At 70.5% G+C, this 14,412-nt stretch carries 13 protein-coding genes; all 13 read right to left on the minus strand.

Annotated elements, in window-relative coordinates; genetic code table 11:
* Positions 1 to 267 precede the first annotated feature (267 nt).
* The 13 genes from ACIQCJ_RS30085 to ACIQCJ_RS30145 all read right to left on the minus strand — a co-directional run bounded on the left by ACIQCJ_RS30085 (position 268) and on the right by ACIQCJ_RS30145 (position 14,374).
* Complete coding sequence (locus tag ACIQCJ_RS30085) at positions 268 to 1,929, minus strand: DHA2 family efflux MFS transporter permease subunit (protein WP_391046837.1); 1,662 nt, start codon at positions 1,927 to 1,929, stop codon at positions 268 to 270.
* A gap of 174 nt (positions 1,930 to 2,103) precedes the next feature.
* Positions 2,104 to 2,919, minus strand: a complete 816-nt coding sequence (locus ACIQCJ_RS30090) for a dienelactone hydrolase family protein (protein WP_355337082.1) — start codon at positions 2,917 to 2,919, stop codon at positions 2,104 to 2,106.
* Positions 2,920 to 2,969: 50 nt separating this feature from the next.
* On the minus strand, positions 2,970 to 3,212 hold the full coding sequence (locus ACIQCJ_RS30095) for a hypothetical protein (protein WP_355337080.1): 243 nt from the start codon (positions 3,210 to 3,212) through the stop codon (positions 2,970 to 2,972).
* Positions 3,209 to 3,889, minus strand: a complete 681-nt coding sequence (locus tag ACIQCJ_RS30100) for a nitroreductase/quinone reductase family protein (protein WP_355337078.1) — start codon at positions 3,887 to 3,889, stop codon at positions 3,209 to 3,211. The genes ACIQCJ_RS30095 and ACIQCJ_RS30100 overlap by 4 nt, the downstream gene beginning before the upstream one ends.
* Before the next feature lie 79 nt (positions 3,890 to 3,968).
* Entirely contained in the window at positions 3,969 to 7,322 is a 3,354-nt protein-coding gene (locus ACIQCJ_RS30105) for an FAD-dependent monooxygenase (protein ID WP_402713109.1), read from the minus strand.
* 1 nt (position 7,323) lies between these two features.
* A complete protein-coding gene (locus ACIQCJ_RS30110; protein WP_402713110.1) occupies positions 7,324 to 8,271 on the minus strand; it encodes an aromatase/cyclase in 948 nt (315 codons plus the stop codon).
* A 54-nt stretch (positions 8,272 to 8,325) separates the two neighbouring features.
* Positions 8,326 to 9,111 carry a 3-oxoacyl-ACP reductase FabG gene (fabG, locus tag ACIQCJ_RS30115; protein WP_188280345.1) on the minus strand — a complete coding sequence of 262 codons (786 nt, stop codon included), beginning with the start codon at positions 9,109 to 9,111 and terminating at the stop codon, positions 8,326 to 8,328.
* A 232-nt stretch (positions 9,112 to 9,343) separates the two neighbouring features.
* The gene (locus tag ACIQCJ_RS30120; RefSeq protein ID WP_355337071.1) at positions 9,344 to 9,613 is read right to left on the minus strand and encodes an acyl carrier protein; all 270 of its coding nucleotides are present in this window, start codon (positions 9,611 to 9,613) and stop codon (positions 9,344 to 9,346) included.
* A 44-nt stretch (positions 9,614 to 9,657) separates the two neighbouring features.
* Complete coding sequence (locus tag ACIQCJ_RS30125; RefSeq protein WP_402713111.1) at positions 9,658 to 10,965, minus strand: ketosynthase chain-length factor; 1,308 nt, start codon at positions 10,963 to 10,965, stop codon at positions 9,658 to 9,660.
* Entirely contained in the window at positions 10,962 to 12,218 is a 1,257-nt protein-coding gene (locus ACIQCJ_RS30130) for a beta-ketoacyl synthase (protein WP_188280342.1), read from the minus strand. Before ACIQCJ_RS30130 ends, ACIQCJ_RS30125 begins: the two co-directional genes overlap by 4 nt.
* Before the next feature lie 61 nt (positions 12,219 to 12,279).
* Positions 12,280 to 12,609, minus strand: coding sequence for a TcmI family type II polyketide cyclase (locus tag ACIQCJ_RS30135; RefSeq protein ID WP_355337067.1), 330 nt, complete (start codon positions 12,607 to 12,609; stop codon positions 12,280 to 12,282).
* Positions 12,610 to 12,671: 62 nt separating this feature from the next.
* Positions 12,672 to 13,580 carry a hypothetical protein gene (locus ACIQCJ_RS30140; RefSeq protein WP_402713112.1) on the minus strand — a complete coding sequence of 303 codons (909 nt, stop codon included), beginning with the start codon at positions 13,578 to 13,580 and terminating at the stop codon, positions 12,672 to 12,674.
* Positions 13,577 to 14,374, minus strand: coding sequence for a response regulator transcription factor (locus tag ACIQCJ_RS30145; protein WP_355337063.1), 798 nt, complete (start codon positions 14,372 to 14,374; stop codon positions 13,577 to 13,579). The genes ACIQCJ_RS30140 and ACIQCJ_RS30145 overlap by 4 nt, the downstream gene beginning before the upstream one ends.
* Between the last annotated feature and the right edge of the window lie 38 nt (positions 14,375 to 14,412).

Here is a 14,412-nt window from a genome sequence, read left to right on the forward strand (position 1 = left end):
ACCAAGATGTGAGACGCGGCGGCGTCGCGGCGGTGGTCCGCCGGCGTCAAACCGCAATTGGGCATACTTCTACTGCCCAATAAAGCGTGACACGCGGCGACACTCGGTGTCAACCCCGGTAATGGTGTACCGGAAGTGACGCGAGTGCCGCCGGTGTTATTGTCCGGACTCTCCCGACCCCTCCCTAAAGGGCAACTCACCCCTCCCTAAAGGGCTACTCGGAGAACCGCGGGAGCTTGCCGATGGACGGCTTTCCCGAGGGGCGGCCTACCGGTGGGCGGCTCCGGAATCGGCCGCCGAATCCGCCGCGGGAGACCCCGCGCCGTCCGTCTGACCGGGAACGGCCGCACCCGACTCCGGCGTGGCCGACTTCTTCGGCCCGACGATGATCAGGCAGGCGATCACACCGACGAACAGCACGGCCATCGGCACGTACATGGTCGGCTTCATGGCGTCGACGAAGCCGTGCCCGAAGACCGCCGCGGCGGTGTCCTGGATGCGGTGGGCGATGTCGGCGGGCACGTTCGACGGGAACTTCATGGCGCTGCTCGACTGGCCGCCGACCTCGAGGTGCTTGCCCGCGTTGTCGAAGTTCTTCAGAAAACCGGCGCGGTAGTCGGACGGCACGGCGCCCGCGCGCTGCGCCGCCTGGTCCTTGAGGGAGGAGGCGAGCTGGTTCTGGAGCACCGCGCCGATGACGGCGCCCGCCATGACCGAACCGACCTGCCGCAGCGCGTTGTTGACGCCGGACGCGGCGCCGGTGAGCTTGGGCGGCACATTGCGCATGACCTCGGTGGCCATCGGCGTGAAGGTGCAGCCCATACCGGCGCCCACGATCACGACCGGCGCGATCAGCCCGGTCCAGCTCTGGCCGACCTCGACGGTCCGCACGATCCAGAAGACACCGCCGATGTACGCGAGCAGACCGCCCATCAGGATGTACTTGCCGCCGAACTTCTCGGCCAGCACACCGGAGGGCCCGGCGGTGAGCATCGAGCCGACCGCCATCGGCACCAGCACGCCACCGGCCTTCAGCGCGCTGAAGCCGAGCACCGACTGGAGGTAGATGGTCAGCGGCAGCAGCAGGCCGACGACGCCGAACGAGACGGCGATACCGACGAAGTTGACCACCGAGAAGTTACGGTCCTTGAACAGCACGAACGGCACCAGCGGCTCGTTGTCCTGCTGACCGCGCTGGTAGACCAGGAAGATCGCCAGCACCACGACACCGGCCGCGATCGTGCCCCAGATCGCGCCGTTCCAACTGTACTTCTGGCCCTCGATCAGACCGAAGGCGAGCAGGAACAGGGCGATGGTGGTCAGGACGACGCCGGGGATGTCGAAGCGGTGCCGCACCGTACGCGCCGCGGACGGCATGAACATGAACGAGGCGATGATCGCCAGCACACCGATCGGCACGTTGACGTAGAAGATCCAGCGCCAGTTGAGCTTGGTGACCAGCAGGCCGCCCAGGCTCGGTCCCGCGACCGACGCCAGGCCCGCGACCGTGCCCCAGATGCCGAGCGCGACACCGCGCTTCTCGTCGGGGAACACGTCCGCGATCATGGACAGGGTCTGCGGCAGCAGCAGTGCCGCGCCGATGCCCTGGATCGCCCGGAAGATGATGAGCTGGGTCGGGGACTGGGAGAGTCCGCAGGCGAGACTCGCCAGGGTGAACAGCGCCACACCCGCGATGAACAGGTTCTTCTTGCCGACGAGGTCACCGAGCCGGCCGGCGGTGATCAGCAGGACGGCGAGCCCGAGGGTGTACGCGTTGACGACCCACAGGATCTGGTCGAGGGACGCGTCGAGGCTGTCCACCATGTCGGGGATCGCGATGTTCACGATCGTCAGGTCGAGCAGGGTCATGAAGAATCCGAAGGACAGGATCGCCAGAATGACCCACGGATTACCACGCCATTTGTTCACGGTTCCTCCTTGCCGCGCGCGTCGGGCCGCACGGCGTTGCACGACCCACAGCCCCTTGCCCCCCAAGAGGTGAGCGGGGGCCGTGGGTGTGACATCGGTGGGGCGGTCGAGACGCAACCGTCACCGAGGAGGTCCGCGAGTCCCGGCCGCGGGGGCCGGTCCGCCGGACGGGCCCTAGAGGGCCGCGGGCGCCAGACGCTCCCGCAGGAAGCTCACGACCCGCTCCCGCGCGGCGTACGCCGGGTGTCCGGGGATCTCGCGCATCTCCTCGGTCAGTACGGGGTGGGCTCCCTTGGGGAAGCCGCCCTCGTTGCCCTTCGAGGAGTCCAGTTCGATCACCTCGAAGGCGTCGCCCAGACTGCGCCGCAGGGTGTCGAACCTGGCCCGCGGGGACGCGCTGTCCCCGCTGAAGCGCATGCCCAGCACGCACAGTCCGCTGTTCTTGGTACGGCTCACCACCGTGTCCAGCTCGCCCCGCGAGAGGCCGGGGTCCGCGGACCGCTTGGCGCTGACCGGGAACGGCACCGCGGGCTGGGCGACGACCGGCGCGAGCACCACGTCCTCCACCGCGGCGGCCAGCGCGAACCCGCCGGTGAAGCACATGCCGACGATGCCGACACCGGGCCCGGGGGTTCGCGCGGCCAGATCCCGTACCAGCGCCCTGAGGTAGTCCGCGACCGGCCGCCGCGCGTCGACGGCGAAGGCCCGGAATTCGGCGGACACGCACAGCTTGGCGACGGTGGACAGCGTGTAGGGCGTGGAGTTCTTACGTCCGGGCCGTCCGAACAGCGACGGCATCGCCACGGTGAAGCCCTGGTCGACCAGGTGGTCCGCCAGGCCCAGCACCTCGGGCGTCATGCCCGGAATCTCCGGGACGAGCACCACTCCCGGCCCCGCGCCCTTCTCGTACACGTCGTGGGTGAGCCCGGCTCCCGTGAACGGGGCCGCGCGCCAGCCGGTGAGATCAGAGGTCGGTGCGGTACCGGTCACGAGGGGTTCTCCTTCAGACGGTTCTTCGGCCCGGGCGGGCGGACGGGCGGTCAGCCGCCCCCGGACTCCCGTCCCTGCCGCGCCCGGACGGCGAGGACGACGAAGGTGGTGATGCTCGCGATCAGGTCGATGTGGTCGATGGCGTGCGGCGACCCGTTCGCCCTGCGGATCTTCTTGGTGACGGCGAGGAAGTTGGCGGCCAGCGTACCGACCGTGACCGCCGTCCGCAGCGGGCTCGCTCCCCGCGCGGCGGGCGGCCCGGACCGACCCGCCCGCGGCCCGGCGGCGCTCACCGTACGGCGTCCGTCTCGCCGTCCGACGGCGCCACCGCCGCCAGCATGTCCTTCGGGGTGAACTTCACCACCGGGAGCAGGCGACTGGCCCGGTTCTGGAACTCGTTGATGAACGGCAGGACTTCGGAGTACTTCGCCCAGATCCGGTCCCGCTCGGGGCCCGACAGGGTCTCGGCGAGGGCGACGATCTGCTCGCGGCCGATGTTGATGGTCACCTCGGGCGTGGCCTTCAAGTTGAGGTACCAGGCCGGGTGCAGGCCCTTGGGGCCGCCGGGGATGTCGAAGTGGCCGGGCACGGCGACCGCGTAGAAGAAGCCGCGCTCGTAGATGTAACCGACCGGCACGACACGCTCCTTGCCGGTCTTGCGGCCCAGCGTGTGCAGCAGCAGCGCGTCGAGGTTGCCCATCTTGCCGCCGATGCGGCCGTTGGACCGCTCGTACAGCCAGATGTGCACGTTGAGCGCGCCCTTGCTGAGCGACTTCTGCACCTTCTTCGGCGGCTTGGAGTAGATGTAGACGTTGACGCGCATGAAGGCCCGCGTGATCGGGCCCGCGTCCAGACCCTGGTCGGGACGCGTCGTCCTGAAGGACGACAGCGCCTCGGTGTCCTGGATCACCGAGGTGTCACCCATCGGCTCGGCCATCGAGTCCTCCATGGGCTTCGGGGTGGTCTGCATGTGTGGTGCCCTTTCGCGAGATCCGGTGTTCTCAGGACTTCTGTGTCGGAACGCGTCGCTTCGTCGCAAGGCCGTCTGTTCAGAGAACCTTCTTGCCCTTGACACCCGCGCGGACCGTGCCGGACAGCAGGGCGGAGCCGAGGTCCCGCATCTGCGGCGGGGCCGTGCGCACGGCCCAGTACATGAACTTCGCCATCGTCGCCGTGGTCGGGGTGATCAGCCGGGTGTCCTCGGGGTCGCGCCAGCCGAAGGCCGGGTTCAGCAGCTCGCAGCGCCGGAGCCGGTCGAAGATGATGTCCGCGGCGCGGTCGCCGTCGATCTGCCCGGCCTCGTACTTCTCGCAGGTCTCCGCGGTGAGGTCGACGATCTCCCGGACGGCGGGCTCCGGCCACCACAGGCCCGGATACGGCGCGTCCTCCAGCGCGTCCAGGTGCGCGGGGTCGCCGGTGAGGGTGAAGTTGATCCGCGCGCGGGCCAGCCGCATCACACCGGGAGTGGCGAAGCCGCCCCAGACCCGGAACACCGCGTTCCACAGCCGGAAGTGGCCGAAGGAGATGTACGCGCTGTTCACCAGCTCGTCGTTGTAGTGCAGCAGGCCGCGCTCCAACCGGTCGACGTAACCGAAGCGTTCGACCGCGAAGTCGTCGTCGTCCAGGGCGGGCAGCAGCCGGGTCATGAGCGAGTGGACGACCTCGAAGGTGTTGGACAGGCCGCGCGAGAACAGCGGATCGAGGAAGCCGGCCGCGTGCGACATCAGGCACCAGCGGTAGCCGATCGACTCCTTCGAGCTGTACTGGAGCCGGTCGGTGGAGACCCACTCGCGCACCCGCGTGGCGCCCTCGAACTGCCGCTTCACCGCCGGGTACTGGTCGAGGAAGCGGGTGAACTCCTGCTCGGGGCTGATGTCACGGGGGCGCGGGTAGACCCGCTCGTCCATGGTGAGGCCGACGCTGGTGACCGGATTGGCCGCGCCCTTGTGGTTGTTGAACGGGATGATCCAGAACCAGCCGCGTTCGATCAGGTGGTGGAGCGTACCGCCGCTCCAGGGCGCGTTCTTGGGCGGTCGCAGGCTCTCCGGGTGGTGGCTGACGTCGTCGAACGGCTTGACGCCGATGTAGTGCGTGAACAGCGACCGCGAGTGGTGCTTGAAGCGCGCGGGCTGCTCCCGCAGGCCGAACTTCTCGGCGAGCAGCGACCGGTGGCCGCTGGCGTCGATGAGGTAGCGGGCCCTGAAGACCTCGCCGTTCTGCCCGGTGACGGTGACGCCGTCGTCGTCGAAGTCCAGGTCGGACAGCCGCCAGTGCTGCCGCGTCGTGGCGCCGTACTTGGCCGCGACGTGGAAGTAGTACGCGTCGGTGTCCTGCCGGAACAGGTGGCTGGCCTGGGTGAGCGCCTTGGGGATGACGAACATCGTCGTCTCCCGCGGGTCCGGTTCCTGGCCCTTGTCGTGCTTGACGAAGCCGAAGCTCTGCTTCTTCCCGTGGGTCGGGCCGATGTGCTCGGTGACCGACCGGTGGTCCAGCAGATGCAGCAGTTCGGGCAGGTCGAACCGTACGGCGAGGATGTGCAGCCACTCGATGAGCTGCGGGGTCATCGACTCGCCGATGGCCATCCGCGGATGCGTCTGGGAGTCGACCAGCACGACGCTCTTGCCCTGCCGGGCGAGGATCGCCGCGCTCACCGAACCGGCCAGACCCGCGCCGACGATCAGGACGTCACAGGTGCGGACGGGCGGCTTCGGAGCGGCCGGTCTCGGTGCGGCCGGTCTCGGTGCGGCTGCCTTTACGGCGCTCGCCTTGGGGGCGGTTGCCTGAGGGGCAGTTGCCTGAGGGGCGGTTGCCTGGGGCGCGGTTGCCTGGGGCGCCGCCGTCTCCGCAACGCCCTTCCGTGGAGCCGCGATCGGCGTGACGGGGACCCGGGGGACGTCCTCGGCGCCGAACCAGCGCCGCAGCGCCGGAGCCGGGTCGGCCGCGCGCGGCGCCGACCAGGCGATGTGTCCGTCGGGCCGCAGCAGTACGGTCTTCTGCCCGTCGAGGAGCGTGCCGGGCACCGGGCGCGCCGACACCACGTCGACCCGGCCCGCCCAGCCCTCGGCGGCCCTGCCCAGCGTGGCCCGGCGCCTGGTGTCGCCCGACAGGTCGAGCAGCACACCGCGGCCGGGCCGCAGCAGCTCGGTGGTGCCGGTGGGCCCGTCCGCGGTCGTCAGCGCGATGTGGGGCACGCGGCGGCCGGTCAACTCACCGGCCGCGTCGGGGAGAGTGTCGGTGTCGGGATCGCCGTAGCGGATGTCGAGGCCGCTGATCATGCCGGCGAGGTGGCCGCGGACGACCGAGGTGCGGGTGAGGAGTTCGGCGGCGGTGCCGCGGACCGCCCCGGTCTCGGGACCGCCGAAGAGGATGACGGTCTGCGCCTCGATGTTGGCCAGCACCCGCCGCCCGACCGCGTGCCGCTCGGTGTGGTACGTGTCCAGCAGCCCGTCGGGCGCGCGCCCGGTGACCCGCGCGGCCAGCTTCCAGCCGAGGTTGGCCGCGTCCTGGAGCCCGAGGTTGAGCGCCTGGCCGCCGACCGGCATCTGCCGGTGGGCGGCGTCCCCGGCGAGCAGCACCCGGCCCCGGCGGTACGAGGCCGCCTGGCGGCTGGTGTTGCCGAAGGCGTTCAGCCAGGTCGGGGTGCCGTGGGTGATGTCCTCGCCGGTGACCCTGGCCCACACGGCCGCGATCTCGGCGTACTCGGGTTCCGCGGTCCTCGGCCGCACCTCGCGGCCGAACTCGTGCACCATGACGCGGGTGACGCCGTCGCGGGTGGCCGCGATGGCCACCCCGTTCGGGAGCCGCTGGAAGCGGCGGTTGGGGATGTCGAGCCCCAGCACGTCGCAGCGCAGCAGCTCCTTGGTGGCGTCGGAGCCGGGGAAGTCGAAGCCCGCCAGCCGCCGTACGGTGCTCTCCTCGCCGTCACAGCCGACCAGATAGCCGGCGGTGAGACGGGTGACACCGTCCGGGGTGGCGACCTCGACCTCCACGCCTTCCGCGCCCACGTCACCTTCGTCGCCGCCGTCGCCCGTGGTCAGGCCGAGCAGTTCGTGCTCGCGCCTGACCTCCGCGCCCAGCCCCGTGGCCCACTCCGCGAGCAGCTCCTCGACCCGGGCCTGCGGGACCTTCCACTGGCCGGGGTAGCGGGTGGTCGGCTCGCTCAGGTCGAGCGGCAGACCGCCGAAGTGGCCCATCGGCTCGTTGGGCGGCGTGCCCAGCGTCTCCAACAGGCCGCGCTGGTCGAGGAGTTCCATGGTGCGGGCGTGCAGGGTCGACGCCCGGGACTCGGTGGTGGGGGCGGCGAGCCGCTCCAGAACCGTCACCCGGGCTCCGCCGAGCCGGAGTTCACCGGCCAGCATCAGGCCGACAGGCCCCGCGCCGACGATGATGACGTCGGTGTCCATCTCAGCGCCGGCCCTCGGCGTAGTCCTTGGCGTGGCCCAGGGTGGCCCGGCTGTTGGTGCTCAGCGCGTTCTGCACGAAGGCGCGCGCCTCGGCGACCCCGGCGTCCGGGCCGAGGATCTTGGTGATGTTCGCGGTGTTGATCACCACGGTGTGCTGGGAGGTGGCGGCGACGCCGTCGCCCTCCTCCTCGAACAGCCAGTAGCCGGTGTGCAGCGTCATCAGCGCGGGCAGGGTGATCTGCTTGTAGACGATCCTGCTGTGCGGGAAGGTCACGCGCACCGACTTGGTGGTGTGCGAGGAGCCGTCCTTGGTGAGGGTGTCCATCTCCAGGATCTGCAGTCCCGGCGTCTCCTCTTCCAGCGAGACCCGCGCCACGTGCGGCAGCCGCTCCTTCCAGAGCTGCGCCTCGTTGATGAAGTCGTAGACGTCCTTGGCCGATCCGTCGATGTGGACGGTGTCGGCGAAGGACAGCAGGAGTTCGTCCGCGGAGCCGACGACCAGTTCGACGTTGGTCTTGAGCGCGGCCAGCTCGGAGCGGCTGTTGCGGTCCACGGCCTCGTCGATCCAGGCGAGATCGTCCGGCTTGTCGTCGATGGCGCGGTAGTCGTGCAGCAGCCGCACCCGCGACTCGGTGTCGGACACGGGCTCGATCACCCAGGTGCCGCCCATCGCCGCGACCGGCGGCGCCGAGACCTCCTGGCGGAATTCGATCCGCAGCGCCCCCGGGTCCAGGACGCGGCGCGACGTCCAGTTCTTGGCCGCGCCGTTGGCGGTGGCCCAGATGCGGATGCGCTCCTCGTTCTCCGAGCGCTCCACATGGTCGACGAAAACGGTCGGCGGGAAGATCCGCGGCCAGTTCTCCACCTCGGCGATCAGCCGGTACACCGCGGCGGCCGGGGCGTTCACCGTGATCTCGTGCTCCACCTCGCGGTGGCCAGTCTGCGTCATTCTCGTTCCCCTCACGCGAGTCGGACGTCGTAGGACGGGGTCGGTGGCGGCGGATCAGAAGTTGCCGAGGCCGCCGCACACGTTGATGGCCTGCGCGGTGATCGACGCCGCGGTGTCGGTGGCCAGGTAGCCGACCAGGCCCGCGACCTCCTCGGGCGTGGAGTAGCGGCCGAGCGGGATCTTCGACTGGAACTTCTGGAGGATCTCGCCCTCGGTGGTCGAGTAGGCCGCCGCGTAGCCCTGCCGGACCCGCGCGGCCATCGGCGTCTCGACGTAGCCGGGGCAGACCGCGTTGACCGTGATCCCGGTCGGCGCCAGCTCGTTGCCCAGGGCCTTGGTGAAGCCGACGACGCCGTGCTTGGAGGCGGAGTACGGGGCGCCGAGCACCACGCCCTGCTTCCCGGCGGTGGAGGCGATGTTGATGATCCGGCCGCGGTCGCGGTACCGCATGCCGCCGGTGTTGAGCACCTCGCGCGTCATCAGGAAGACGCTGTTGAGGTTGGTGTTGACGACGTCGAACCACAGCTCGTCGTCGATGTCGGCGGTGACGCCGCCGCCGCTGCGGCCCGCGTTGTTGACCAGGACGTCGACCGGCCCGTACCGCTCCACGGCGGCGAGCACGAACGCCTTGATGTCGTCGCCCGACTTGACGTCGCAGGCGGTGCCGTCGACGTCCAGGCCCTCGTCCCGTAGTTCCTTGACGGTCACTTCCACGCTCTCGGGCGTCCGCGCGCAGATGAACACCTGGTGTCCCTGTGCGGCCAGCGCCCTGGTGACGGCGAGCCCGATTCCGCTGGTGGCCCCGGTGACGAGAGCGACCCGCTGTCCCTCTGCCGACATGACTGCTCCTCCGACTCGGTACCGCTCGGCTGCGTACATGTGCTGCGTTCACGTGCGCTCTTCAAGTGCTGCGTTCATGTGCGCTGTACGTGTGGTCTGGGCGTGTGGGCTGGACGGGTGCGCTGTACGTGGGGGCTGGGGGTGTGGGCTGGGGGTGTGGGCTGGGGGTGTGGGCTGGGGGTGCCGCCGCCGCGCCTTTGGAGCACGGCGGCGGCACCGGGTGGGGGGAGCGTCAGGCCGCGTGTTCCGCGGCGAGTTGCTCGTTGACGACGGCGAGCAGCGCCCGCGGCGTCTCGACGACGGTGATGGAGGTGTCCTCCAGCTCGATCCCGTGCTCGCGCTCGATCCGGCTGCCGGTCTCCAGCAGCGCCAGCGAGTCGTAGCCGAGGTCCTCGAAGGTCTGGTCGAGGATGTCGCCGTCCAGGTCGATGCCCTCGCTCTCGCCCGCGGCTTCCCGGAGGATGCGCTTGAGGTCTTCGATCGTGAGTTCCGGTCCGGCCATCTCGGTCCCTTCCTGAGGTGTGGCGACGGCGGTGCGCGGGCCCGTCACCGGGCTGCTCCGCGCACGACCATCGCCGAGTTGAAGCCGCCGTAGCCCCTGGCCAGCACCAGCGCGGCGTTCACCGGCGCGGTCCTGGGCCGGTCGACCACCAGGTCGAGGTCGTACTCGGGGGCGGGGGCGACATGGGTGGTGGGCGGGATGACCCCGTCCCTGATCGACAGCAGCGCGGCGGCCGTGTCGAGCGACGCGGCTCCTGAGTAGAGCCGTCCGGTCATCGTCTTGGGCGCGGTGACCGGCACGCCGCGCGGTCCGAAGACCGCGGTGATCGCGTGGGCCTCCGCGCGGTCCAGTTCGGGGACGGCCGCCGCGTCGGCGAAGACGACGTCGATGTCGCCCGCCGTCAGGCCCGCGTCGGCCAGCGCCGCCTCGACGGCCCGCCGCAGACCGGGCTCCCGGCCGCTGCCGGGCCTGGGGTCGAAGGTCGAGGCGTATCCGGCGATCTCCCCGTAGACCTTGGCGCCGCGCTCCCGCGCGGACCCGGCGTCCTCCAGGATCAGCAACGCGCCGCCCTCGCCGGGCACATAGCCGTCGGCGTCCGCGGCGAAGGGCCGGTACGCCTTGTCCGGGTCGTCGCTGTCGGTGAGCCGTCCCGCGGCGACCTGCGCGATCCAGCCCCAGGGGCAGATCGAGCCGTCGACGCCGCCGGAGACGATCAGCCGGGTGCCCTTGCGGATCTGCCGCCTGGCCTGCGCGAGCGCGTCGAGGCCGCCCGCCTGGTCGGAGACGACGACCCCGCTGGGGCCCTGCATGCCGTTGCGGATGGAGATCTGGCCGGTGTTGACCGCGTAGAACCAGGCGAAGGACTGGTACGCGCTGACGTGCTGGCCGCCCTTGGACCACAGCTTCTGGAGTTCGTTCTGGCCGAATTCGAAACCGCCGGAGGAGCTGGCGGTGATGACGCCCATGTCGAACTGTTTCCACTCGTCGAGCTTCACGCCCGCGTCGGCCAGCGCCCAGTCGGCCGCGACCAGGGCGAGCCTGGTCATGTGGTCGGTCTGCGGGATCAGCCGGCTCGGCAGGTAGTCCGTGGCGACGAAGCCCGGTACCTCACCGGCGAGTTTGGCGGGGTAGCCGGTGGCGTCGAACCGCTGGACGGGTCCGATGCCGCTCTTCCCCGCGAGCGTCGCGGCCCAGAACTCCTCGGTGCCCAGGCCGTTGGGCGCGGTGACGCCGATACCGGTGACGACGACGGAACTGGCGGCGCCAGAGGAGGCGGCCGTACTTTCGGAAGCGGCCGGGCCCGTGGAAGCGGTCGTGTCCGCGGAAGCGGCCGTGCCTTCGGAAGTGGTCATGCCGCCCTCCGCAGCACCATCGCGCTCTGGAAGCCGCCGAAGCCGCTGCCGACGCTGAGCACGGCGTCGGTGGTCCACTCCCTGGCCTTGAGCGGTACGTAGTCCAGGTCGCACTGCGGGTCCGGCTCGTGCAGATTGGCCGTCGGCGGGACCAGGTTGTTCTCGATGGCCAGCGCGGACGCGGCGATCTCGATCGAGCCGATGGCGCCGAGCGAGTGCCCGACCATCGACTTGATGGAGCTCATCGGCGTCCGGTACGCGTGGTCGCCCAGCGTGCGCTTGACGGCGGCGGTCTCGTGGCGGTCGTTCTGCTTGGTGCCCGAGCCGTGCGCGTTGACGTAGTCGATCTCGTCGGGGTTCATCCGCGCCTCGTCCAGGGCCGTCCTGATGGCCTCGGCCATCTCCAGGCCCTCGGGCCGCAGACCCGTCATGTGGAAGGCGTTGGAGCGGGTGGCGTACCCGGCGATCTCGCAGTAGATGTGCGCGCCGCGCGCCTTGGCCGCCTCGTACTCCTCCAGCACGAACATCGCGGAACCCTCGCCGAGGACGAAGCCGTTGCGGGAGTTGTCGAACGGCCGCGAGGCGTGCTCGGGGTCGTCGTTGCGCGAGGTGGTGGCCTTGATGGCGTCGAAGCAGGCCACGGTGATCGGGGAGATCGGGGCGTCGGTGGCGCCCGCGATCATCACGTCGACGCTGCCCTCGCGGATCAGCTCGGTCGCGTAGCCCACCGAGTCCAGGCCGGAGGTGCAGCCGGTGGAGACCACCGTCGCCGGGCCCTCGGCCCCGGTGGACCAGGCCACTTCGCTGGCGAAGGAGCTGGGCACGAAGAAGTCGTACAGATGCGGTACCGCGTACCGGTGGTCGTTGAGGTCGAGACGCCCGCCGTCACTGGTGACGCGGTACTCCTGGTCCAGGCCCATCGTCGCGCCGACGGCGCTGCCGACGGTCACCCCGGTCCGGTACGGGTCCAGGTCGGACATCTCCAGTCCGCTGCCCGCGAGCGCCTCCGCGGCCGTGACCACCGCGAACTGCGCGGCGCGGTCCATGCGGCGGATCTCCTGCGGGCTCAGTCCCAGTGCCTCCGGGTCGAAATCGACCTCGGCCGCGACGCGGGAACGGAACGGGGCGGGATCGAAAAACGTGATGCCTCTGGTCGCGGTTCGGCCGTCGCTCAGCAGACTCCAGAAGTCCTTCACGCCGACACCCCCCGGCGCCACGACCCCAATGCCGGTTATCACCACTCGCCGTCCCATGTGGACGCCGCTCCCTTCGGAATTTCGTGAATTCTTGAGGACAGGCTTGAGATCAGGTCCGTCACTCGGACTTGGCCCAGTGATAGAAACGCGTGGCCATCGCGTCCTTCGGCGACCGCCAGGTCGCCGGGTTGTAGGCCTCGATGTGCGGCTTCAGGTCGGCGCTGACCTGCACAAAGAGCGGGTGGTCCTTGGTCTGTTCGATGGTCGTGTTACCGGCCTCCGTGTCGAAGTCCTGGAGGTGGAAGTAGAGGCCGTTGTAGGAGAAGAGCTCCCGTCGACGGGTGCCCATCAGGTCGGGCATCCCGGTCTGGTCGAATTCCCCGAAGATCCGGGCCACGTCCTCCGCGGACTGCGGCAGCATGCGCGCGACTATCAACGTGCTGTGCATCGTTCGCTCCTGGTGATGGGAGTGATGGAGGGGTCGTCCGCTGGTCGTCGAAACAGGCCGTCCTAGCGGGATCGTTCGGCAGATCGCTCGGCGCGGCGGCTGAAGCACGCGTGTGCGTCGGCCTCCGAGTAGTAGGTGCGGCCCGAGCCGTGCCTGCGGCGCCAGCTCTGCTCGCTGGCCAGCCGGTAGACCGTGCCGACCGGGGTGCTCCACAGCCGCGAGATGTCGGCGGCGGTGAGCCAGCGCTCGGCGACGGCGGGGGTGACGGCGGCGGGACCGGCGGAGGTGTCGGCCGCTGTGCCCGGGGCCGTGTCCTCGGCGGGCATCAGGCGGCGCAGATGGGTGAGTTGGGGCCCGGCCCAGGTGTGCCCGGCCTGGGCGTCGCACTGCACGGCCGGGTGCGCGGCCGTCGCCCCGACGCGTACGACGGCGGACAGCCGCCCCTCGCAGCCGGGTTCGACGCAGTCGCCGAGCGCGATCCGGCGGACCTGCTCGGGGTGGGCGACGCGGCGGGCCCTGCTGACCAGCCGGGCCACCTCGCGGGTTGCCTCGGCGACGGCCGGGTGCCCGGCCAGCCAGTCGGCGTGCCGCAGCAGGAACACCGACAGGGTGCCGACGGACCGCTCGGGCGGTACGAGCCCGCGCTGCTGGGCGATCAGGCCGCTCCAGGAGCCGAGCACCCCGAGGATCGCGGCGCGTGTCTCGGCCGCCGCCGGGTTGAACGGCATGCCGGGCAGCGGGCCGCCGCTGGTGCGTTCGCGCAGCCCCTTGGCCGCGGCGCCGCCCAGCACCCGCTCGCAGTCCCGGTACAGCTCGGGGAGCATGCCGATGCCGGTGGTCAGCCGACGGTGGCAGGCGGCGCACAGCCGGTTCCCGCCGACCGGACGGCCAGGGTGCCGGCCCCCGTCGCGGGGCTCGGCCTGCCGCGTACCGCATTCGTGTCCTTCGCACCGCACGGCCGCGCGGCTCATGCGGAGGACCCGGACCGTTCGAGCCCCAGACCGAGCCGGAATCCGACACCGCGGACGGTGACGATCCACTCCTTGGCGCCCAGCTTCGTCCGCAGGCTGCTGACATGGGTGTCGACGGTCCGCCGGGACCACGAGTCACCCCACACCTGCTGCATGAGCCGCTTCCGGGTGATGACGATGTCCGGGTGCGAGGCCAGCAGGTAGAGCACGTCGAATTCCTTACGGGTCACATCTATATGCCGTCCGCCGAGCCGCACTTCGCGCGATCCGGCGTCGATCCGCAGCGGTCCGCAGGAGATGACCCGCGCGGAGGCGGGTTCCGGGCGGGCGCGGCGCATGACCGCGTCCATCCGGGCCATCAACTCGCGGAAGCCGTACGGCTTGACGAGGTAGTCGTCGGCGCCTGCCTGGAGGCCGAGCACCCGGTCGAGTTCGGTGCCGCGCGCGGTGACGGCGATGACCGCCACGTCGCAGACCGACCGGATGCTCCGGCAGACCTCGAGTCCGTCCAGGTCGGGCAGGTCGAGGTCGAGCAGGACCAGGTCCGCGTCCTCGTACGTCTGGAGTGCCGCGCCGCCCGTGCCGACCGACGCGACCTCGTGTCCGTGCCGCCGTAACCCCCTGACCAGGGATTCGGCGTCGTCTGCATGAGGTTCCACCACAAGTACCCGCCAGCTCACGGACGGCCCCGGCACTCCCCGTACCGGCGATGCGGTACGTATCTCGGTGCGATTGACGTTTGCGGACGCACGTGGGGCTGGTATATGAGGCTTCAGAAGGTCTATCCGGCTCATGGGTCCGCCCTTTGTGACGCTCAGGTCCGACTGCGACC

This window comes from Streptomyces sp. NPDC093221, from assembly GCF_044753885.1.
GTDB lineage: Bacteria > Actinomycetota > Actinomycetes > Streptomycetales > Streptomycetaceae > Actinacidiphila.

Coding starts and splice junctions, on each gene's coding strand:
- ACIQCJ_RS30100 (WP_355337078.1), bottom strand. CDS start 3,889: ATGCAGACCACCCCGAAGCCCATGGAGGACTCGATGGCCGAGCCGATG.
- ACIQCJ_RS30105 (WP_402713109.1), bottom strand. CDS start 7,322: ATGGACACCGACGTCATCATCGTCGGCGCGGGGCCTGTCGGCCTGATG.
- ACIQCJ_RS30110 (WP_402713110.1), bottom strand. CDS start 8,271: ATGACGCAGACTGGCCACCGCGAGGTGGAGCACGAGATCACGGTGAAC.
- fabG (WP_188280345.1), bottom strand. CDS start 9,111: ATGTCGGCAGAGGGACAGCGGGTCGCTCTCGTCACCGGGGCCACCAGC.
- ACIQCJ_RS30120 (WP_355337071.1), bottom strand. CDS start 9,613: ATGGCCGGACCGGAACTCACGATCGAAGACCTCAAGCGCATCCTCCGG.
- ACIQCJ_RS30125 (WP_402713111.1), bottom strand. CDS start 10,965: ATGACCACTTCCGAAGGCACGGCCGCTTCCGCGGACACGACCGCTTCC.
- ACIQCJ_RS30130 (WP_188280342.1), bottom strand. CDS start 12,218: ATGGGACGGCGAGTGGTGATAACCGGCATTGGGGTCGTGGCGCCGGGG.
- ACIQCJ_RS30135 (WP_355337067.1), bottom strand. CDS start 12,609: ATGCACAGCACGTTGATAGTCGCGCGCATGCTGCCGCAGTCCGCGGAG.
- ACIQCJ_RS30140 (WP_402713112.1), bottom strand. CDS start 13,580: ATGAGCCGCGCGGCCGTGCGGTGCGAAGGACACGAATGCGGTACGCGG.
- ACIQCJ_RS30145 (WP_355337063.1), bottom strand. CDS start 14,374: ATGAGCCGGATAGACCTTCTGAAGCCTCATATACCAGCCCCACGTGCG.